Source organism: Microbulbifer maximicatervae (SeqCode) (genome assembly GCF_052468295.1).
The window spans coordinates 498,153-519,638 of record NZ_CP174340.1; the positions used below are offsets into that span (position 1 = coordinate 498,153).

The window sequence follows — 21,486 nt, forward strand, 5'->3', positions numbered from 1 at the left end:
AAGGTATTTCCATGTATCCTTGTGAAACTGTAAATTGCGGAAGTGAAGGCAAAAGAAAAGTTGAGCAGTGCGGATGCCATACCGTGCCCACCTCTAATTTTAGTAAAGTTTTAAAACCCTTAATGTTGGTAGTTTGTCGTAGTTACTACCTAGGCAGCAGCAAAGAATACAGTCGACTCTTGAAAAAATGATTTCACAAGTTTTCTATTTTTCTTGATGCTCTGCAAATCTGCATTTGCACGACTCAGTAGTGTCTCACCTTTTTTCAGCGGCCTCTTTGAAGTCCCTATATTTCTCATATGATTCCAGACCAACTCATCTGGATTTAGGTTTGGTGCATATGGCGGTAAGAACACCATTTCAAGCTTTCCATCCTGTGAATCGACATACTCCAATACCTTTTTCGATTTGTGTACTGGGTGCCCATCAACAATGAGAATCACTGGTCTTTTCTGACTTCTCTGGAAATTTTTGAAGCATTCTACGCACTTTTCTGCCGTGAACTTTCCACTATAAATATGATACCAGAAGCCACCTCTATTCGATAAAGCTGAGATCGCATTGATTGACTGTCTTTGACCACTCGTTTTTACCACTGGAGTTTTTCCTTTTTCTCCCCATGTCCTTTGGAGTGGATCGTCTGATCTGATACTAGCCTCGTCCAGCCAAAATATTTCTGCACCAGTTTTTTTCGCATAAGATTTAATCTTTGGATAGACTTCCTTTACCCATTTATTCACCGCCTTCTCATCTCTCTCGTAAGCTCTTCGTAGAGGCTTTTGTGGCGTCAGGCCCAGTCGATGTAGAAGTGTGCCGACACTAGAAACGCTAAGTTCAATTTTGAATCTCTCAAAAATCAAATCCGATACGATCTGACGTGTCCACAATCCGAAATCAAAGCCATATTGCCTTGGATCGCCACCAATAATCCATCGTTTGACTTCCTCTTCTTCAATAGCTGACAGTTTTCTACCGCGTCCAGGTCTAATTTTTGGAGATAGCGCTTCAATACCTTTCTCCCGAGCAGTCCTTAACCATGGGAAAATAGTTCTGCTCCCCAGCCCTAAGCTACGACTAACCTCCGCCGCAGATTCTCCATCAAATACTCGCTGAACAGCAATTTTACGTATGAGGTGCTGCTCCTCAGTACTAAGTTTTCTGGCATCGTATTTCATGCAGTTTATATTACCAGGGTGTACTGATTATTTCTGCCCCGCTAGTAACTAATTACCTGAATAATAGTATGCCCACTATATAATTAGTTGTAGTAGTTCAGACTTGACCTGACAGAACACCTTCTGAAAAATCGGTAACTGTCAGGTCAAGTCTGAACTACTACACTTCAAGGGCTGATAATAGTAGCTGCCTTATGGTATGTCTTTACCTACAAAAGCATCACCGACCGCCTTAGTCTAATGTAGTAACAGACCATGCTTTCGAATCTTTCTTAATACTGATATTTCGATCACTTAGTTGTCATCACTTTATGCTAGTGTTCGCCATAATTCACTGGGGTATTTAAAGAAGTAGTTATGGAGAGAAATGAGCCCGATGGCACTCCAAATCCGTCATTGACTGAAAATGCCCGGTTCAGCGAACACCATTCGGCTGACTATTACATTGACGAAACTCCCGTTTGGTGTGATGGAACCTCGATTCCGCAGAATATTTTTACGCCAATGCAGTGGCGAATTTGGTGGCTTGCGACAGCTGGTAAATTTTTCGAGGGAATGATCGTCTTCATGACTGGGGTATCTCACATTTTAATTGCTAAAGAATTTGGTTTGACCGTCTTTAGTATGGGCTTTGTGACATCGGCGACATTGTTTGGAATTCTGGTTGGAGCGATAACCCTAGGAGGGCTCAGCGATCATTATGGCCGGCGGAAAATGTTCATCGCTGAGATGATCATGTTTATCTTTTTCCTGGTGATATTGACCTTCGCAGATTCTTATCTCGTGATTGTTATTTCATTATTTGGCCTGGGATTGGCGCTTGGATGTGATTATCCCACTGCTCACATGATGATCTCTGAAAGTATGGCATCGCGCTTGCGGGGTAGGCTGGTGCTCGGAGCCTTTAGTTTTCAGGCTGTTGGAATTTTGGTGGGTACAGGTCTCGCATTTTTGGTCCTCTCTTGGTATCCCTCCCTGGAAGCTTGGCGGTATATGTATGCTGCGGCGATTGTTCCAGCGATTTTGATCACGGTTGGACGTTTCTATATTCCAGAGAGTGCGATGTGGCTTCTGGCTAAAGGTCGCATGCCTGAGGCGGAGAAATCTATCAGCCAACTGTTGAAAAGAGATCCACCATACCCGTCCAGATTCTTATTGAAGAATGTTGCCACAGCGGAGACGAATGAAAAAAAGATAGGTGAACTATCGAGTATTAAGCATTTACTTCAGGATAAGAATTCTCGAAAAGCAATCAAACTCTCTTCTATTCCCTGGTTTTTGCAGGATTTGGGAACCTATGGCGTTGGTATCTTCACGCCAGTAATTTTAGCGAATGTGTTGGGATATGCGTCACCCCATGCACGCTCCATTTCGGAATTAATCCATAACAAAGTCGAGGCGGCGAAAGGGGCAGCATTAATCGATGTAATGCTGGTAGTTGGCGTTATTCTAGCAATTATATTTGTGGATAGGGTGGGGCGTATCCGATTGCAAGTTCTTGGCTTCCTTGGTTGTGCACTCGGCCTTCTTATTGCCGCCTATGGAGAATCTTTAAATACTAGCCAACAGTTACCATTCATTTTCGGGGGGTTTATGTTGTTCAACTTGATGAATAATCTGGGGCCAAATTCTCAGACTTATCTAATCGCTGGGGAGGTATTCCCGACCCGCTATCGTGGTGCTGGTGCGGGATTGGCCGCATCCGTCTCAAAGTTCGGGGGTGTCGCTATCGCATTTTTTTTTCCAATTTTACTTAGCGACATTGGCGCAAGTATGTTGCTTAGTGCACTAGCGGTGACCTCCTTGATTGGCGCAATGATAACCTGGAAGTACCGGATAGAAATGACGGGGAAGTCACTTGATGACGTTGGCTAATCATTAAAAAAGCCATGGAGTTCCACGTCAAGTACTTCACCTCCGAATATACAGATAAATCTGCATGTTATTAATGATGGCAAGTCCATATTTTATAAAGTCTAATTACAGCTGGAATGGTTTCTGAGAGGCGTTCGAGTAACTGTAAGTTTAACTGTCAATTATGGCTAAAAATAATCCGGATAATATATAGTTAACTTACTGGTTAGTAACTATAAGGCGCGCCGCTGTCAATTTTTTCAGCCCTATTTTGAATGTTTTAAAAAGTTTTATTTTTTAGGGTTTTTGATTTTGTAATTTTTGGTGTGTGGGGATAGGTGGGGGTAAAAAAGTTCTTTGTCTTGCGTTCTTTATTTTTTAAAGGTTGGAATTAATTTTCCTTATATGCTTTATTCCTTTCAATTTGATTGTAAATAAAAAGCCCCGGCGTACCGGGGCTTTTTATTTCTTCTTTTAGTTATGGCTGGCCCACAGCTTTTGAGCAGGCCAAGTAAACATCCAGTTGATTATTGGTAAAGCTCAATCCTTCCAGCGTTAATCTCACCTGATTAAAGTCACTATTGGTGGTGACTAATAGCAGGCGGTGATTGCGTGCACCATTGACTTTAAATGGGGCCAGACGATACCCGCTAGTGGACTCTCCAGTAGCTACTCCATCCAAGTATGTACTGATTGTGATGGTGTTGAGGTAGATGATATCCAGCAGTGGTGTGGTGTGCTCTACCAGGAAACCGACCACATGGCGTCCCTCTTTAACCGAGTGGTGGTTGATTTGAATATGGGTAGAGCCGCCCGCACCGCTGACAACTTCCATTCTGGCTGCATCCGATAGGACGCCGTTAAATACCCTTTCTACTGCAGTAATAGAACATCCATCGCAGGGCTGCTCAATTCCGTAAGTCAGGTCTGCATCTACACCGTTAACGATCTCCAGGTCTTCAAACGCTGCACAGGATAGTCCTGATTCGAGGTCGCAGGCATCGCCGATACCATCGTTATCAGAATCCTCCTGGTTGGGATTGTGAGTCTGGGGACAATTATCGAGATCGTTTTCTACCTCGTCCCCATCCAGGTCTGCATCGCAAACATCTCCCACTCCATCACCATCAGTATCGGTTTGGTTTGGATTTGGAATGGCTGGGCAATTGTCGACGGTATCATCAAGACCGTCATCGTCGCGGTCGTTATCGCAGAGATCTCCGGCACCGTCGTTATCGCCGTCTTCTTGCCCTGGATTCGGAATCATTGGGCAGTTGTCGACGTCATCATTAGCGCCGTCACCATCCAGGTCTTCGTCACAGGCATCCCCAAGACCGTCACCGTCAGTATCGGTTTGGTCGTTGGGTGTTAGTGGACAGTTGTCATCGGTGTTGTCTATGCCATCTCCATCGGCATCGCTATCACATTCATCGCCGGTACCATCGCCATCCGTGTCTGATTGAGCTGGGTTAGGGGTCGTCGGGCAATTATCTTCACCATCGTCGTGGCCATCGTTGTCGGTATCACTATCGTCATCACAGACATCGCCGATGCCGTCGCCATCCTGATCGGCTTGGTCGCTATTTGGAATAGACGGGCAGTTATCGGAAGTATTGGGCACATTGTCGTCATCTTTATCACTGTCACAGACATCACCAATGCCGTCCTGATCGATATCGGACTGATCGCTGTTGGCAGTATCCGGGCAGTTATCGTAGGCGTTGTCTACTCCGTCGTTATCGTTGTCGCCGTCACAGGCATCGCCAATTCCGTCGTTATCACTGTCTTCCTGTAGTGTATTGCTGACGTAGGGGCAGTTATCGTCGTCATTAAAGATGCCGTCTCCATCGAGGTCTGGATCGCAGGCATCACCGACTGAATCCCCGTCGGTATCTGTTTGCTCACTATTGGATGCTGTGGGGCAGTTATCGGCTATGTCATCGACGCCGTCGTTGTCGTCGTCGCTATCACAGATATCGCCGCTGCCATCCCCGTCAGTATCGAGTTGGTCTGAGTTGGGTATTGATGGGCAATTGTCGGCATCGTTATCGGTGCCGTCTCCATCCAAGTCGCTGTCGCAGGCGTCCCCTTCACCATCACCATCCTGGTCAATTTGATCCGTGTTGGGGACGAATACGCAGTTGTCGACACTGTCAGGTACCTGATCGCCGTCGACATCGGTGTTGTCATCGCAGGCATCTCCGTAACCGTCACCATCTGTATCTGTTTGATCTGCGTTGGGTACCAGCGGGCAGTTGTCATTTTCATTTTCAACGCCGTCATCATCGCGATCGCTGTCGCAGGCATCGCCAGTGCCGTCGCCGTCGGTATCGGTTTGATCATCGTTGGCAACGGCCGGACAGTTGTCATTACTATCGTCTATACCATCGCCGTCATCGTCGCTGTCACAGCTATCGCCTTGCCCATCACCATCGATATCGCTCTGGTCTGAATTGGCAGTAGCAGGGCAGTTGTCATCGTCGTTATCAATACCGTCACCATCCTGGTCGCTATCACAGGCATCACCGACACCGTCTTCGTCGATATCACTTTGGTCGCTATTGCTATGGCTGGGGCAGTTGTCGTTCTCATCTTCGACAGAGTCATTGTCGTCGTCGCTGTCACAGGCGTCGCCAATGCCATCTCCGTCGTTATCGTCTTGGCTCGGGTTGTGGGTAGATGGGCAGTTGTCATCTTCGTTATCGATGCCGTCACTGTCTGCATCGTCATCACAGGCATCACCTATACCATCGCCATCCTGGTCGGTTTGTGAGGAGTTGGCTGCGGTTGGGCAGTTGTCGTCCTGATCGTCTACGCCATCACCGTCGTCATCGCTGTCACAAGCATCGCCAATGCCGTCTCCGTCAAGGTCGGCTTGGTCTGGGTTGGATATGGCTGGGCAGTTATCCTGGCCGTCGTCGTGGCCGTCATTGTCAGTATCGCTATCTTCGTCACAGGCGTCGCCGATGCCGTCATTGTCCTGATCTGATTGGTCTGGGTTGGCTACGTCCGGACAGTTATCCAAGCTGTCGGTGTAGTTGTCCCCGTCGCGGTCGTTGTCGCACACATCCCCGACGCCGTCGCCATCGATATCACCCTGCTCACTATTTGAATCAGCAGGGCAGTTGTCAGAATCGTTGGGGACGTTGTCGCCATCCAGATCACTGTCACAGGCATTGCCTATGCCGTCGCTATCACTGTCGGCTTGGTCCGAATTTGGGGTTTGTGGGCAGTTGTCTGAAGTGTCTGGGTGGGAGTCGCCATCGTCATCAGTATCACAGGCATCACCGCTGCCGTCGCCATCTAAATCATCCTGGTCTGAATTACTAACACTCGGACAATTGTCATTATCATCATCGATACCGTCACCATCTGAGTCTGTGACGCCAGGGGGCGGGAGCAAGTCATCGGCGGCATCGCCCCGGCCTCCATCAGAACCGCAGGCACTTAAAAGCACCAATGAAAATAGTATCGCAATAAGCGAAGGTAGACGCATGGTCATAATCTCCCGAACAAAATCCATTTTTGTTATCTGTCGGACAAGCGCAGTAGACCTATAAAAAATACGCCTGCAATAAATCATTTATGCTGGCGCACTTGGACTCCGGCTTATTTTTAGATAGATGTCATTATTTTGGTTGTGCGTATTTCTAATACTAAAGTTATGGCGCACAACCGTTTATGAGTGTGGTAACTATGCGTTCTTTCTCACTAAAAGTGTGATGAATGGCGAAATTTTGGCGGGATAATTTATGGGTGATAAAGCATGTAATTAGTAAAGATAAATTCACGCCATTAAAAATATCGGAATAGATAATTTGACAGTTTGTTTTGCTATTGGACTTGACTATTTGTTAAGTGGAAAATGATTCTGAGCCTGATTTAACCGCTGTAAGGATCGGGAGTTATATCGACACTATTAATTGGGCAAGTGGTCAAATAGCTGAAGGCGATAAGGGAAGTTCATCTTGTGGTAAGTCTGATGCGGACTAGAGAACGCAGGAAGTTTTCCCCAGTATTCACGCAGTTTTTATAAAGGTAAGCGTTGAGTTAGTCTCAAGCATACTCGCCAGAAGCGTGGCAGGATGGTTTTTTGTGGAAGATAATTTTTCTGATTGATCATGAAATTTGCAGCTACGTATTTAAATCGAGATATATCGGTTAAGCTTTTCTTGAAGAGTATTCTTTGAAGTCATATGGTGTAAACCAGGTGAGTCAAAGACATCACCTGGGTTTATAGATTTTGATCTTTCTATTTAAGGTTTAACTTCATTTCCATCAGTGATGGTTTGAAGCCTACTTTTTCATAGGCTTTTATTGCTGAGCTATTTTGAGAGTAAACGTCAAGGTAGAAATCCTGAACCCCACTTTGTTTTCCCCATGCAATTAATTTCTCTATTAGCTTTGAGTTAATGCCCTTTCCTCGGTGTGCTGGTGATACATACATAAAACCCAGATAAGCATGCCGCTCATGATCAAGAGATATCTTTGAGTTTCGTATTTGGGCATATCCACTTCCAATGATCTCATCTTCGCTTTCAACTACCAGAAGATAGGAGTCATCAGATAGTATCAACTTCTCCATATCATAATAGAATGCTGATTCAGCTTTAATGGATGAATTGTATGGCCTTTCGGCTTCGATAAGGCATTGTTCAAATTTAAGTAAATCAGGAAGGTCTTCTATAAGTGCTTTTCTAAAATTCAACATCTTAATTTTCAGTGGTGTTAGGTTTGGTAGTGAAAACTGCTTTAGCTCTACAAGGGCCTGTATATGACATTGATGTGGGCTAAAAAGGCTCGATGAATTCCTATTGTTTGATGGTCAACTCATACATATATCTGCCCACTACTGTGAGCCATTATCTGTGTGATTGCGTGAGAATAACAGATTATACTAAAAAGGGAGAAGAAAATAATACACTACGCTCGGGACCCTATGAGGCATGGATGCCGATTAGGAGCTTACAGGGATATATTCTCAGCGTGTCTCGAGTGCGGTGTATTATTTCCTATTACCCCAGTAGTAAGTATTGAAGTTGCTTTTGTGATTCAAACTTTTCTTGTTTAGGAAATTAGCCCCAGAGTCCTGTCAATTGCCCAATACCCGCTGGCTATTCCAACTGGATAAATTGCGTATTTTGAATGTGTCAGAAGCTGGTTATATAAAGTTGTAATTTTCCACTTCGAGAATATCCGCTGAACTGTAGATGATAAGAAAGTCAAAACCAAGACAAATAATATTTGCCCCAATTCTACACCTATATTAAAGCTAAATAATGCGGTGATTTTATGGCTGTGAGGAAGGCCTAATTCCGCAAGCGCACTGGCAAACCCAAACCCGTGAAGTAATCCAAAGCCAGTGGCAACAATCGCAGGATAGCGTCGGGTTAAACTCGTTTTACGCTGTCTATTATGCGCATATACAATTTCTGCGGCTAATAGCATAATACTCAATGGGATCAACACTTCAACAACATCTACTCTTATGGTGAATAAGTCTAAACTTGCGAGCCCTAGAGTGAGAGAGTGGCCTACTGTAAATCCGCTAATCGCTATTAAAATGCCTCTAAATTTTCTGGCGATAAAGACTAAACATAATACGAATAGTAAGTGATCATAGCCCTCTAATATATGTAAGAAACCTGCTTCAATATATTGTGTGACACTATCCCAAATAGTTAGGCGGGAAGGTAGATTTATCTCTAAGACCTTGGGGCTATTAAAGAGATTAATAGTGTCGCCGTCTGATTTTTCAAAATGAATTAAACTCGATAAGGCTGGATTGGCAATGGGGTATGTGATTCTTATTGTTAGGGGGTTATATAGCCTTGTAAAATTGTTTGGGTGGAGATTCCTGCATAGGTAACTCTTCACGTTGGGTCTGGTAGGCCCTGTTATCTCTGGTTGTATTTGGCAGAATTCGCCCATTAAGTGTATCTCAGGTTCAGTCCCTGGCTGCATGATAGGCGGAATTTTCCATCGAAGGATATATCTGCTTTCCGTGACTTCTTTTAACTCAATGTATATCGGTCTTCCGTCATGAGCGAAACTAACATTACTAATTGTTGTAAGTAACAATAAGAATAGAATGGCTTTGATGATCTTGTAGGGATTTTTAGTTGGCATAGGTGATATCCACAGGAACATATGGTATCGAGGCATCCCTCTCTATTCTGTAGCCTGCCAACAGCTCTTGTATCCTAAGTTGTTTATTTTCCTCCATTTTATTTCGTCGATAATCCTCAAGTACTAAGGGGGAGGCTTCTCTAAAGCTGGGTAGACGGCTTGTTTTGTTTTCACTAATCAAAATTAGATGTAGACCATACGGAGATTCAAATGGACCGGACCAGGTATTCAATGGTAGTTGAAAGATACTTTCTGCCAAATTATCTCCGAAGTGGCTGGCTACTAGACTGGGAGTGCGATCTACATAATTCCGATGAAAGATAAATCTATCTCCGTAGAGGGCGGAATCCTCGAATGGAACTGACTGCTTTATTAAGTGGTTCAAGTTCTTTTTGACAGTCTCCTCTAACTTTTCTGTAGAGTGCCGCCTAAAATCAAAGAAAACATGAGTAAAGGTAATAGATGCTTCAATTCGATATTTTTCGCGATGAAGCTGGAAGTAGTTTTCCAGACCTTCTTCACTAATATCAGTGTTACTGGAAAAGCCACCATTTACATAGTCCAGCTTTTGAATAAGGCGTCGTCGTATAATCTGATCATGCTTCTGCAGGCCTAGATTAAGGGCTTCACGGTAAAGTACTTCTTCTTTAATGTAATCATTAATCAGGTTGGACTTCTCTGGCTGAGTCAACCCCTCCCAATAACGTCGTGCAAAACTCTGGTTAAATATTTTTTTCTGGAATTGTAGGTGCTCAATTAGAATGTCCTCGCTGATAAGCAAGGTATCTTCATAGTTGGTTCCATTTTCCTCTATTAATAACTCTGCGAAAACGAACAGCAATAAAGCGATAATAGAAAAGTGTACCAAAGGCTCCCTTTTCAGAATCTCTAATTTCCGCTGCATGAAGCTTCCTCCATTGAAACCTGCAGAGAGTATTGATGTCAGTATGCAAGCTACTTTTTTAGATATGCTATTTGCATGCTGTAGCGTCGAGGTATCCTATCGGTATCAGGGGGTATACCAAATTGGGGATGTATAAGCGCGCTCCTGGATAACAGCGGGTCCTTCAGAGGGTATCTGAATATTTCCGTTGTTAATTTCTTTTACGGCCACTGCATCGTAAAGTGAATGGCGAGGAGTAGGGATTTGTAATACCCGAACATAGTAAAATGCTCTTTCGTTCACATTAAAGCTTGGATCCTGCCACAAGGTCGATAACTCAATAGAACCAATATTGTTAGTGTATTGCCCCGTTTCTCGACTAACGGTATCACCCACTGGCTTTAACTGACCTTGGTTATTAAGAGTGCGCTCCCCAGACCAAGCAACATTAATTACTTTCTCATGACTTTTTCCCGTTGCGTCTAACCAAGATTTTACCACCTGAACTCGATCCAGATTTGCTCCTTTAGGATCTTTTGTCGCGCGTATAAGTAGTTGAATTGGTTGGTCAGTTCCTTGTGGTTTCACTAAATCACCCCCCATAGGTACTCCATGGGAGTAACCCAGTTCAGCAATATTTTCAGCATCTATAGCGTGCTTAGGAAAATTCCAGCCTGCAAAGACGCGCACCTGAATTCGAGGGCCTGTAGTGGCATATACTTCACGGCGTTTAAATGCAGCGAAAAGGCTTTCTCTGGTATTTTCTTCTGCCCAAGCGGCGGCGAGTCCAGAAGCGGACATGTTCCAACCTGTAGCCTTGGTTCCGCCAATGACAGTGTTAGTTCGCTTGCTGCTTGGTACTGAGTCATGGGCAAACTTACCCCAAAAGTTGTTCTCCTCAGCAGTTGACATACCCGTATGTGAATCTGTGGACCCTACAAACCCCAGCTTATAAGGGTTTACACCAATTTTCTCATGTATTTCCAGCCCTGAACGTAAGGCGGATCGGACGAAATCACCTTTAGCGACACGGTACGACTCCGGGTCAGCTTGCAAGTAGAATGGATAATTCTCAAAGTCTGCGAAAGGATCGTCCGGGGAAAGCGTTGAATGGGTTTCTGAATCCCCCTTAATTTGTGTTATTTCAACCAGGGGCTCCCAGCGCATGCGTGTACGCGCATACTGTGTATCAATTGGCTCACCACGCAGAGTGGTTTCTGCAAACATATAACCTTTGGACACATTGGAATTGTGGGGGATCGCAATGAATTCACTGCCAGTTCGTTTAGATGTCTCATCTAACCACTGCCACAAATCTTCTGGGTACTGGCTCTGATCAGACCCAAAAGGAAGATACTGCTTAGCTTTTTCCGCCCCATCAGGAGAGACAACCACCCGATGTAAGTTGGCCCCAGTTGGTGTTGAGCTCCACTCCCAGCCAATAAAACTGGTAAAAGTGCCCGGGTTATTATGGCGCTCTGCGGCATCGACTATTGCACTCCATGCGCTTGTCCGGGTCTTATCCAGGTCTCCAAGAACGGGCTCAGGGGGAGTGTTAGCTGGGTCCTGGACAGGGTCAGCGGGAGCTACTGTGTCTAGCGCCTTTTTGGGCAGTAACTCATTGAAAATATCCATACCTTCATTTATTGAGACTTTATATCTAATATGCTGCTTGGCAAACCAGCGCATCATCGACTGGTATAAGGACATATCGCTGTCGAGCTCATCTGTTTCATTCACCACTGCCCTCATAACTCCCAGCCCTTCAGCGTGATCTGAAACCACGAGAAAATCCAACGGGGTGTCTATACGTACTTTTGCATGAGTGTAGGGGTGAATAACCGGCTGCCCCTTGGCCCACCGATAAGCGGTGTCCGGAGTTGCCGAATAATTTTGGCTTAAGAAGGCATCGAATGAGTAGGAGGTATGAAGGTGCATATCTCCCCAGAAAACCTGAGTGGGCTCACTAGCAGTAACACTTAGGTGAGTGATGGATAATGTAACCCCTACCAGACGTGCTATTCTTTTTATGGGATTTTTCATATTTCCAATTACCAGCGTCGGCTGGCTATCTTTTAGGCGATTAGATCCTCTTAACATGTCAGGATCGTTAGGATAATCTTGGTAAATAAGGATGTGATTGATTAGATGCTAATCATTTGGCTTTTAGGTTTCTTTGCAAATAAAGCCAATCTCTTGACCAATTAGGACACATTTGTAGATGGCTGAGTATGGACACACGACCATTGCAACCTGGGTATTACCTATTATTGAGGCCCTAAAACCATTCTGTTCCACCCAAGAAATTTTGCAGCGTGCAGAAATTGACCCTAAATGCATAGTGGATGCAAACCAGAGAATTCCTTTAGAGAATATGAAAAAACTATGGGGGCTCGCTGAATCCATATCAGGTGATGATTGTATCGGCCTGCAAGTCACTAAGTATGTTAATCATACAAATCTTCACGCTCTAAGCTATGCCCACTTGGCCAGTAGCTCCATCAGGGAGAGCTTACTGAGGTCTGCTCGATTCTCAGAAGTGGTTACCACCGCTATGCGAATCAATGTTCATGATGAACAGAAACAAGTAGTAGTATCCTGGGAAAAAGTTGATAATTTTTCATATGATCCAAGTATTCATGCTATAGATGCCTTTATGGCTTTGCTAATAAAGTCCATCAGAAAGATATGCCCCGATGTGTATCATCATTTGATTTCAATTAATCTGGAGAGGCACAGACCTGCCACCCTTGAGCGGCATCAATTGATGTATAAGTGCCCAATTAACTTTTCGGCAGACATTTGTGAGATTAGATTTAAACAAGAGTTTGTTGATCGAAAGCTCTCTTCGGGAAACGATGAGCTGGTCAGGGTCAACGAGCAAGCCCTAATTGGTTACTTGGAGCGTTTGCAGAAGAATGACATAGTTAGCATGACCAGTAGAGTGCTTGTTGATCTGGTGTCTTCAGGTAATTTTTCACAAGAGGTAGTGGCCAAGGAGCTTGGTATTAGTAGCCGTGGTTTACATAGAAAACTAAAAGAAAGAGGTTCCAGTTATCAGACTGTGCTAGATGAAATACGCCAGTATCAGGCCGTGCAGTACCTTAAGCAAAACGATACCCCTATTACGTCAATCGCCTACAAACTGGGATTCAGTGATACCAGTAGTTTTTCGAGAAGTTTTAAAAAATGGACTGGACAATCACCACGAGAGTTTCGAACTAAGCATAGTAGAGATATTTCGTCAGAAATTTGTATGGATTAAGAGCGGCTTTATCTATAAATAGAGGATTCGACTTGTTTGCATTAATTACTCCTAGGGCTATTGGATATTACATACCGACCAGTTAGGTTTGGTTGGACTATTCTATAGTTATCGAGAGAAAAGAGGGGAAGCCTAATCTTTAAAGGGGTTGATAAAGTACTTGAATTTCTCATTCGGCATCATCAAATGCCTCAAGCTCTTCCTTGCTTCGAACCCAAGACTTAACTCTGCCAACTGTAATCCCATTATCATCGTCAAATAGGATTTCAGTGCCTTCAGGATCAAGTTCATCATAGATGGGAATAAGACTGCTTAACCCCTCAAAAATCCAGCGACCACTACGCCCTTTACCATTTGTCCAGTCACTTTTGTCCTCGATGCCGGACTTCCCGTACTGAATGGCCTTCTGGTAAGCTTGCTCTCTGTCATCAGCTTTTAGTATCACAACATTTGAGAATGCCCGGCAGCGCCGCAGCATATTGTCGAGTTCCTCATCATCAAATTGAAACCTCTCTATAATTGTTGCGACCCACCAGCCGTAGGGGCTCTTATTTCTGTCAGGAATTCTCTGGTTACTCATTTTAACTGCCTTGTACTCACCAGTGATGGGGAAGCTTATTATGAATTAATTCCTCCGCTTGCGCTCATGTAAAACAGGAACAAAGCAGCGGCGAGATTTAGGGGTACACGAATAATACCTGCAATTCTGTTTGGGCCCCACTCATCTTTAGCTATGGCCGTCTTGAACTCATTTAGAGTGAAGTAACAAAATGCGCAGCCAAGTAAAAAGGAGCCTGCCCGAGTATTGAAAATGTACAGATTTAGCATCTCAGGATTCAAAAACCGGATGGCCAGCAAACCAAGCATTGCCAGTAGGGTGGTTAGGATAATAAATTCATTAATTCCAAATGCCTTCTTGCTCATAAAATACGATGTTCCAATTAGTGCGGGCTAACAACTAAGGCAACTTGCCAGTGATGGGCTTTTCTTTGGGGGCATACCGGTTTGTTAAAGTAGTGCATGTCCTCGCAAGCTTGTATGGTTGCTCTCATCCGAACTTGATCTTAACGTCTCCACCGCGAGGGGATAGGTAGGGCCCCATCTTTGGAGTCAATTCTAGACCAAACAAAGGGTCAATTGCAGCCTAATTCCCACACTAAACAACACACTTGGAGGTAGTAATGGAAGCTAGCCGTGGACAGGCGTACCCTACACAGACAAGCCAGGGATTCCATAGGAATTTATATCGGCTCGCTGCATCTGGATGAGCGGCACCAGAGTTGGTGCGCTCAAGTGATAAAAACGCTATTCGCTAACTGTTGTGCTACACCTCAATTACTCCACAATCTCATCCCTAGCGAGTCCAATCGTGGTGTGGAGAGGGTTCTTCAGTAGGCGCTGTAGTGGTGATATTAATTTCTTAGCATCAAGCACCGAGGTGAAAGTACGGATTACCTTTCCCTGTTTTTTATGTTGGCTATTAAGGCACGACTAACGGGTTCGATACACGTATATTTCGATTGGGTTTCACTTTCTGAGATACACTACGAACATTTAGAATTTATAGCTTCACCCTTTGAGTGAAGTGAATTCTTAGGGGTTGTCGCATCAAAAAGTCCAATCCCTAAAGGGTTATAAAATAACGCCATCACTAATCCTAATAGGATGGTTACCTAAAATCTTCTGCAATATATTAAAAATATCTAAACAATTTTGGCTGTAGGCAGAAGGGAACTTGTGGTAAGCAGCAGTATTGAAGATCTATTCTTCTGAGTTCTTTCGAATGAGCTTAATGGAAGCACTAGCATAAATGATTAATTTTATGCATAACTCAGATTATTCAAAGCATTAAGTTAAAAAATATAGGCACAAAGATAATCTTATTGGATTTTATTAAGTTTGTTTTAGTGTCAAAGCTGCGTAAAATCAATGGATACTTATTGGTATATTGGTCGGCGTTGAGCTGCCTTTTAAAAATCTAGCTACCAAAGAAGTTTAACCAAGTCAATAATTTTCTAAGAATCAGCCCGTCAAAGGAGAGCGGTATTGTGACGTAAAAGCAAGTAAAAGGCGCTGACCCAAGGTGCTCGAACACCAGGGGCCAGCTAACCAAATTGATAACCGAACTATCAAAATGGCTATATGGATCATACGCTAGAAACCCGCTCGTCTTCAATAAACTGGAGCATATTGAGCAGTTTGGAGAGGTTGTCCAAGCTCTGGGAGCGTAGTGCCCGCCTTTTCTTCTTCTATGCCTACCGTTCTCGTGCACCCCCTCATATTTCCTCAAAAGTTACTTACAAAGCCTTCCATTAAGAGGGCTACAAATAGTTTGAGTCTCAGAGGAAACAAATATGTTGATCTTAAAGCGCCGCACGGGCCTAAACTTAAGGATTGGAGCAAATGTCTCAATTACCGTACTGGAAGTTAAAGGTAATCAAGTGAAGATAGGCATACTTGCTCCCAAATCCCTGCCTGTTCACCGTGAAGAAATATATATACGTGTACAAAAGGAGCGGGCACTTGGAAGAGGCGATCGTTGATAGCCCCGCTGTGGCTACAGATTTCCCAAAGCATCCATATCAAAACCATGGCGGCAGAGGTTTTGATATAGGGTGCCTTTGCTAGCACCTCCTATTTGCTGGATGTAATCAATGAGTTAGTGTTGAACTCACCTACCAATATGCCATAGGTGCCCAATTTATGGGCGCCCAAGATTGTTCCAATTCAAATGAAGAGCTGCTCGACAATATTTTTGAATAGAGTTTTATTGCTGATTGGGAGCTGCCCATCTCTAACCCGCACGATGGGTGGTGTGGGGGCCGGTAGCTAGAAGCTACCGGCTATGTGATCTAGGTTCTGGGCCCATTGTATCTTGACTCATTAATAGACCAGATTACACCTGCCAAGAGAAACCCAACAGCCAAAATACCTATTACTGACCAAAATGTATCCATAGTGAGAATGGGTTGGTTATAGATCATCTGCCTTGATAGAAACCCATTAATAAATAGTAAACAACCGCCCCCAAATAGACCTCTAGTTAAAGTAAAATGAAACGAACCTTTAGATCGAATCTTTTTCCATCTTTCATCAGGCTTCATTATTGATCCGTATATTGTCGGTGCTTAACGCCTTTAGCATAGGCCGAACGAAGTAAGGTCCAGCCCAGTTACTTTTTTGGCTTACCGATGCTGGCTAAATTTGTTATGACTTTACTGGCCATATAACAGTCTCGTTGTCCGGCTCAAATAGATAGCTACACTGCATTTCTGCAAGGTAATTGTAATCAAACCAAAACATTACCTAATTACCACTTATGCTAAGCCAATTTTTAGCAACCTTTCTGGCATCGGTGGTGTCCGAAGAGAGACGTAAATCAATCTTGGAATGAGTGCCGACAAATCAAACCTCCGATTAAAGCGATATTGAAATTCTGCCAAATAGCGCTGTGCATATTTCGGCCTAATAGCATGGTAAGTGCTACGTAGCGCACTCTTTAAATTACCAAGTACTGTATTTACCCAATAGAACTCAGGCTCTTCAACAGAAGCTCGGCCACCACCACAAACAATTTTGTCATGTACACAACCGGCCTCCTTAATGGCATTGAAGCATGGAAGACCATCTGAGATGACTGTGCTGCCACTGCAAAGGTACTTTTTACTCCAGGTTGAAATTTCACTGCTTTTGAAGCCCTTGATAATTGAGAGCTTAATACGGGTTGGGCGTCCCTCCTTGGTTGTTTCAACGGCCGCCACAAAGGGAGTTTTACCCTTGGCTCCGCGCCCGGGCTTGCATCCAGTACGCTCACCACCGAGATAGGCATCATCTAGTTCAATAAAACCGGACAGTTTGTATCGTTGGTCTCGCTCCATCATCACTTGCATGAGTTTCTGCTTCATACGCCATGCTGCGTTGTAAGAGATACCTAGATGTCGAGATAGCTCCATAGAGGAAATGCCCTTCTTATCCTGAGTAATCAGGAAAATACCGAGAAACCAGGTGGTGAGGGGGAGCTTCGTGGAGTCAAAAATTGTACGAGAGGTAATCGATGTCTGACGCCGACAATGGTTACATTGCTTAAGCTTGCGATAAGCGAGGTCGCAATGCTTGTCATGCCCGCAGTGAGGACAACTAAAGCCATTGGGCCAACGCCACTGCGACAGTGCATCGAAGCACTGTTCCTCGCTGCCGTACATTTTGAGGAATTGGGTCAAACTAATACCCTTCTGAAACTGTACCTTGTTGCGAGCCATGGCGTATTCCCTTGCAGATCAACGAGATAGCTGTATTTATATACAGTTACGCATAACTTAGCAAGAGTGGTAATTAGGAAACATTATACCTAAACCATCATGAATTAAGCATTTATGATCTGGAAGCCCTTCGGAAGACCAGTCTTCTAGTTTTGCTATCTCTCCAGTATGTTTAGCTATTACTAGCGGGGCAGAAATAATCAGTACACCCTGGTAATATAAACTGCATGAAATACGATGCCAGAAAACTTAGTACTGAGGAGCAGCACCTCATACGTAAAATTGCTGTTCAGCGAGTATTTGATGGAGAATCTGCGGCGGAGGTTAGTCGTAGCTTAGGGCTGGGGAGCAGAACTATTTTCCCATGGTTAAGGACTGCTCGGGAGAAAGGTATTGAAGCGCTATCTCCAAAAATTAGACCTGGACGCGGTAGAAAACTGTCAGCTATTGAAGAAGAGGAAGTCAAACGATGGATTATTGGTGGCGATCCAAGGCAATATGGCTTTGATTTCGGATTGTGGACACGTCAGATCGTATCGGATTTGATTTTTGAGAGATTCAAAATTGAACTTAGCGTTTCTAGTGTCGGCACACTTCTACATCGACTGGGCCTGACGCCACAAAAGCCTCTACGAAGAGCTTACGAGAGAGATGAGAAGGCGGTGAATAAATGGGTAAAGGAAGTCTATCCAAAGATTAAATCTTATGCGAAAAAAACTGGTGCAGAAATATTTTGGCTGGACGAGGCTAGTATCAGATCAGACGATCCACTCCAAAGGACATGGGGAGAAAAAGGAAAAACTCCAGTGGTAAAAACGAGTGGTCAAAGACAGTCAATCAATGCGATCTCAGCTTTATCGAATAGAGGTGGCTTCTGGTATCATATTTATAGTGGAAAGTTCACGGCAGAAAAGTGCGTAGAATGCTTCAAAAATTTCCAGAGAAGTCAGAAAAGACCAGTGATTCTCATTGTTGATGGGCACCCAGTACACAAATCGAAAAAGGTATTGGAGTATGTCGATTCACAGGATGGAAAGCTTGAAATGGTGTTCTTACCGCCATATGCACCAAACCTAAATCCAGATGAGTTGGTCTGGAATCATATGAGAAATATAGGGACTTCAAAGAGGCCGCTGAAAAAAGGTGAGACACTACTGAGTCGTGCAAATGCAGATTTGCAGAGCATCAAGAAAAATAGAAAACTTGTGAAATCATTTTTTCAAGAGTCGACTGTATTCTTTGCTGCTGCCTAGGTAGTAACCTTGATATTTCTTTGATTCCGAAACCAAATAGTTGCTGTTCAAATAATGAATATCCGGCTCCCATAACTGTTATTGTACCTAAGCGAAAGTTATCATTATCATTGAAGATACTAGCGGGGCAGAAATAATCAGTACACCCTGGTAATATAAACTGCATGAAATACGATGCCAGAAAACTTAGTACTGAGGAGCAGCACCTCATACGTAAAATTGCTGTTCAGCGAGTATTTGATGGAGAATCTGCGGCGGAGGTTAGTCGTAGCTTAGGGCTGGGGAGCAGAACTATTTTCCCATGGTTAAGGACTGCTCGGGAGAAAGGTATTGAAGCGCTATCTCCAAAAATTAGACCTGGACGCGGTAGAAAACTGTCAGCTATTGAAGAAGAGGAAGTCAAACGATGGATTATTGGTGGCGATCCAAGGCAATATGGCTTTGATTTCGGATTGTGGACACGTCAGATCGTATCGGATTTGATTTTTGAGAGATTCAAAATTGAACTTAGCGTTTCTAGTGTCGGCACACTTCTACATCGACTGGGCCTGACGCCACAAAAGCCTCTACGAAGAGCTTACGAGAGAGATGAGAAGGCGGTGAATAAATGGGTAAAGGAAGTCTATCCAAAGATTAAATCTTATGCGAAAAAAACTGGTGCAGAAATATTTTGGCTGGACGAGGCTAGTATCAGATCAGACGATCCACTCCAAAGGACATGGGGAGAAAAAGGAAAAACTCCAGTGGTAAAAACGAGTGGTCAAAGACAGTCAATCAATGCGATCTCAGCTTTATCGAATAGAGGTGGCTTCTGGTATCATATTTATAGTGGAAAGTTCACGGCAGAAAAGTGCGTAGAATGCTTCAAAAATTTCCAGAGAAGTCAGAAAAGACCAGTGATTCTCATTGTTGATGGGCACCCAGTACACAAATCGAAAAAGGTATTGGAGTATGTCGATTCACAGGATGGAAAGCTTGAAATGGTGTTCTTACCGCCATATGCACCAAACCTAAATCCAGATGAGTTGGTCTGGAATCATATGAGAAATATAGGGACTTCAAAGAGGCCGCTGAAAAAAGGTGAGACACTACTGAGTCGTGCAAATGCAGATTTGCAGAGCATCAAGAAAAATAGAAAACTTGTGAAATCATTTTTTCAAGAGTCGACTGTATTCTTTGCTGCTGCCTAGGTAGTAAATGTTAAGTTTCTATGCGAATACCATAATTTTCTATGCCAACCACCTTTGCCTTCAACATATTCGGATTCCTCAACTCGATCTGGCTTGCCCAAGAAAGAAATGACTTCTTTCTCTATCATGCCGTACCTAATTTTACCTATTCCAATACCCGGCAATATATTCATTTTCTATGGGTCATAACGCCTTTTTATGAGAACCTATGCAGTAGGCTGTTCAAGTCGGAGGCGACAACACAAGCTTGTTAAACATTGTGTAGGCCGAAAAACAAAGTATATGGAATTTCTATAGCCAACACTGTAACTGGAACCCATACTGAATACTTTAGTGATTTTTTTGCTGAATAGCCTAGAATCTTCTTTAAATAGATAAACGGAATAATAAAATATAAGGAATAGGCCGATAAAATAATGATCTCCGAAAAAGCATTTCCTATGACTACTAAGCTGATTATAAATATAAGAATCATAGGTACAAAAACGAAGGTAAAGGCAACCCACCAGTCAATATCTGGATCACTACTTTGTGCCTTGTTTCTGTCAATTAGCTTGTAGATGCCTATCAATATCAAAGCAATTATTGCAGCCTGTAACATCTTCCCACCTATTTATACTTAAAACACTTCAATCAACTGATGCGTTAGCGGACGATTGGATTGATTTGTTAATGTTTTCTAATTCTACTTTAAAAGTGCTTACTTTTTTTTCTAGCTCTTTCCTAATTCTCCTCTTGCCTTCAAGACAGTAGTCCACCATTAAATCAGATATTCTAACGAGTTTACCTGTTTTGCTCTCTGGCGAAGGTGACCATACCTTACCAGCGTAATTCAAGTTTCCAAACATTTTTGCTGAGAAGTGGTAAGTTTGACCGTCTGCTCCCATAGAAAAATCTCGTGGATACCTTGTTTCATACAGCATTTCTTGCCAAACATACTGAATTTTATCTGCTAACTCTTGACGAATTTCTTTTTTACACCTTATTCGTGGAATTTCTTGGGGAGATTTAGGGTACTGGGACTCTAGTTCTTTAAGCCCTGCTTCATCTTTAACGAATTCACCCTCATCATTCATAACCTTCACAGAACCTTCTTCCATCAAAGGCATCATTTGGTATCCCCATAATTGCATTTTAGGGGACTCAAAAAATATATAATTTTCTTTATCATTTTGCTTTATACCCAAGACGTATTCAGGAGAAAAGGAAGGGAATCCAATAAGCCTTACTATTACATCTTCTTCATATGCTGAACCAAGATAACTTAAGACAAGATGCGTATATCCGCCAAAGAACTCTCTCGAAAACTGAGAGTCCTCAGGTTCAAGGTGTTCACTTGCGAAAGCAGTACTACTTATGAACCATATAATAAAAATTCTTAATTTCACTCTATGCTCCTATTGTGTGTGGTCTTGCCCACATAAAGAAAATTGTCCTTCTGTTGTGCTTTGTTAGCACTGTTACCTACAGATTCTAAT

General features: G+C 43.4%; 16 protein-coding genes. 5 read left to right on the forward strand and 11 right to left on the reverse strand.

The window, feature by feature from the left end:
* Positions 1 to 149: 149 nt before the first annotated feature.
* Entirely contained in the window at positions 150 to 1,175 is a 1,026-nt protein-coding gene (locus ACJJIQ_RS02595; RefSeq protein WP_445362554.1) for an IS630 family transposase, read from the reverse strand.
* Positions 1,176 to 1,532: 357 nt separating this feature from the next.
* Between ACJJIQ_RS02595 and ACJJIQ_RS02600 the strand changes: the two genes are divergently transcribed.
* Entirely contained in the window at positions 1,533 to 3,050 is a 1,518-nt protein-coding gene (locus ACJJIQ_RS02600) for an MFS transporter (RefSeq protein WP_445363613.1), read from the forward strand.
* Positions 3,051 to 3,507: 457 nt separating this feature from the next.
* Here the strand turns inward: ACJJIQ_RS02600 and ACJJIQ_RS02605 are convergent, their stop codons facing one another.
* From ACJJIQ_RS02605 to ACJJIQ_RS02625, 5 genes are all read right to left on the reverse strand, one after another.
* On the reverse strand, positions 3,508 to 6,552 hold the full coding sequence (locus ACJJIQ_RS02605; protein WP_445363614.1) for a thrombospondin type 3 repeat-containing protein: 3,045 nt from the start codon (positions 6,550 to 6,552) through the stop codon (positions 3,508 to 3,510).
* A gap of 729 nt (positions 6,553 to 7,281) precedes the next feature.
* On the reverse strand, positions 7,282 to 7,740 hold the full coding sequence (locus ACJJIQ_RS02610) for a GNAT family N-acetyltransferase (RefSeq protein ID WP_445363615.1): 459 nt from the start codon (positions 7,738 to 7,740) through the stop codon (positions 7,282 to 7,284).
* A gap of 356 nt (positions 7,741 to 8,096) precedes the next feature.
* Positions 8,097 to 9,158, reverse strand: coding sequence for a HupE/UreJ family protein (locus ACJJIQ_RS02615; protein ID WP_444935308.1), 1,062 nt, complete (start codon positions 9,156 to 9,158; stop codon positions 8,097 to 8,099).
* Positions 9,148 to 10,062: a peptidylprolyl isomerase gene (locus tag ACJJIQ_RS02620; RefSeq protein ID WP_445363616.1), complete on the reverse strand. Its 915-nt coding sequence runs from the start codon at positions 10,060 to 10,062 to the stop codon at positions 9,148 to 9,150. The genes ACJJIQ_RS02615 and ACJJIQ_RS02620 overlap by 11 nt, the downstream gene beginning before the upstream one ends.
* 105 nt (positions 10,063 to 10,167) lie before the next feature.
* Entirely contained in the window at positions 10,168 to 12,084 is a 1,917-nt protein-coding gene (locus ACJJIQ_RS02625) for a DUF3604 domain-containing protein (RefSeq protein ID WP_445363617.1), read from the reverse strand.
* Positions 12,085 to 12,262: 178 nt separating this feature from the next.
* On the opposite strand from ACJJIQ_RS02625, the gene ACJJIQ_RS02630 reads away from it, so the two are divergent.
* Positions 12,263 to 13,306 carry an AraC family transcriptional regulator gene (locus ACJJIQ_RS02630; RefSeq protein ID WP_445363618.1) on the forward strand — a complete coding sequence of 348 codons (1,044 nt, stop codon included), beginning with the start codon at positions 12,263 to 12,265 and terminating at the stop codon, positions 13,304 to 13,306.
* Positions 13,307 to 13,475: 169 nt separating this feature from the next.
* Here the strand turns inward: ACJJIQ_RS02630 and ACJJIQ_RS02635 are convergent, their stop codons facing one another.
* On the reverse strand, positions 13,476 to 13,886 hold the full coding sequence (locus ACJJIQ_RS02635; RefSeq protein ID WP_445363619.1) for a DUF4288 domain-containing protein: 411 nt from the start codon (positions 13,884 to 13,886) through the stop codon (positions 13,476 to 13,478).
* Positions 13,887 to 13,924: 38 nt separating this feature from the next.
* On the reverse strand, positions 13,925 to 14,230 hold the full coding sequence (locus ACJJIQ_RS02640) for a hypothetical protein (protein ID WP_445363620.1): 306 nt from the start codon (positions 14,228 to 14,230) through the stop codon (positions 13,925 to 13,927).
* A 1,430-nt stretch (positions 14,231 to 15,660) separates the two neighbouring features.
* Between ACJJIQ_RS02640 and csrA the strand changes: the two genes are divergently transcribed.
* On the forward strand, positions 15,661 to 15,849 hold the full coding sequence (gene csrA, locus ACJJIQ_RS02645) for a carbon storage regulator CsrA (protein ID WP_445363621.1): 189 nt from the start codon (positions 15,661 to 15,663) through the stop codon (positions 15,847 to 15,849).
* A 774-nt stretch (positions 15,850 to 16,623) separates the two neighbouring features.
* On the opposite strand, the gene ACJJIQ_RS02650 is transcribed toward csrA, so the two are convergent.
* Positions 16,624 to 17,565 (reverse strand): IS1595 family transposase, encoded by a 942-nt coding sequence (locus ACJJIQ_RS02650; RefSeq protein WP_445362153.1) that lies wholly within the window; start codon positions 17,563 to 17,565, stop codon positions 16,624 to 16,626.
* Between the two features lie 227 nt (positions 17,566 to 17,792).
* Between ACJJIQ_RS02650 and ACJJIQ_RS02655 the strand changes: the two genes are divergently transcribed.
* Positions 17,793 to 18,818: an IS630 family transposase gene (locus ACJJIQ_RS02655; RefSeq protein ID WP_445362554.1), complete on the forward strand. Its 1,026-nt coding sequence runs from the start codon at positions 17,793 to 17,795 to the stop codon at positions 18,816 to 18,818.
* Positions 18,819 to 18,982: 164 nt separating this feature from the next.
* Positions 18,983 to 20,008, forward strand: a complete 1,026-nt coding sequence (locus ACJJIQ_RS02660; RefSeq protein ID WP_445362554.1) for an IS630 family transposase — start codon at positions 18,983 to 18,985, stop codon at positions 20,006 to 20,008.
* 250 nt (positions 20,009 to 20,258) lie between these two features.
* Here the strand turns inward: ACJJIQ_RS02660 and ACJJIQ_RS02665 are convergent, their stop codons facing one another.
* Positions 20,259 to 20,609, reverse strand: a complete 351-nt coding sequence (locus ACJJIQ_RS02665) for a hypothetical protein (protein WP_445363622.1) — start codon at positions 20,607 to 20,609, stop codon at positions 20,259 to 20,261.
* Between the two features lie 28 nt (positions 20,610 to 20,637).
* On the reverse strand, positions 20,638 to 21,396 hold the full coding sequence (locus ACJJIQ_RS02670; protein ID WP_445363623.1) for a hypothetical protein: 759 nt from the start codon (positions 21,394 to 21,396) through the stop codon (positions 20,638 to 20,640).
* Positions 21,397 to 21,486 lie beyond the last annotated feature (90 nt).

Coding starts and splice junctions, on each gene's coding strand:
- ACJJIQ_RS02595 (WP_445362554.1), bottom strand. CDS start 1,175: ATGAAATACGATGCCAGAAAACTTAGTACTGAGGAGCAGCACCTCATA.
- ACJJIQ_RS02600 (WP_445363613.1), top strand. CDS start 1,533: ATGGAGAGAAATGAGCCCGATGGCACTCCAAATCCGTCATTGACTGAA.
- ACJJIQ_RS02605 (WP_445363614.1), bottom strand. CDS start 6,552: ATGGATTTTGTTCGGGAGATTATGACCATGCGTCTACCTTCGCTTATT.
- ACJJIQ_RS02610 (WP_445363615.1), bottom strand. CDS start 7,740: ATGTTGAATTTTAGAAAAGCACTTATAGAAGACCTTCCTGATTTACTT.
- ACJJIQ_RS02615 (WP_444935308.1), bottom strand. CDS start 9,158: ATGCCAACTAAAAATCCCTACAAGATCATCAAAGCCATTCTATTCTTA.
- ACJJIQ_RS02620 (WP_445363616.1), bottom strand. CDS start 10,062: ATGCAGCGGAAATTAGAGATTCTGAAAAGGGAGCCTTTGGTACACTTT.
- ACJJIQ_RS02625 (WP_445363617.1), bottom strand. CDS start 12,084: ATGAAAAATCCCATAAAAAGAATAGCACGTCTGGTAGGGGTTACATTA.
- ACJJIQ_RS02630 (WP_445363618.1), top strand. CDS start 12,263: ATGGCTGAGTATGGACACACGACCATTGCAACCTGGGTATTACCTATT.
- ACJJIQ_RS02635 (WP_445363619.1), bottom strand. CDS start 13,886: ATGAGTAACCAGAGAATTCCTGACAGAAATAAGAGCCCCTACGGCTGG.
- ACJJIQ_RS02640 (WP_445363620.1), bottom strand. CDS start 14,230: ATGAGCAAGAAGGCATTTGGAATTAATGAATTTATTATCCTAACCACC.
- csrA (WP_445363621.1), top strand. CDS start 15,661: ATGTTGATCTTAAAGCGCCGCACGGGCCTAAACTTAAGGATTGGAGCA.
- ACJJIQ_RS02650 (WP_445362153.1), bottom strand. CDS start 17,565: ATGGCTCGCAACAAGGTACAGTTTCAGAAGGGTATTAGTTTGACCCAA.
- ACJJIQ_RS02655 (WP_445362554.1), top strand. CDS start 17,793: ATGAAATACGATGCCAGAAAACTTAGTACTGAGGAGCAGCACCTCATA.
- ACJJIQ_RS02660 (WP_445362554.1), top strand. CDS start 18,983: ATGAAATACGATGCCAGAAAACTTAGTACTGAGGAGCAGCACCTCATA.
- ACJJIQ_RS02665 (WP_445363622.1), bottom strand. CDS start 20,609: ATGTTACAGGCTGCAATAATTGCTTTGATATTGATAGGCATCTACAAG.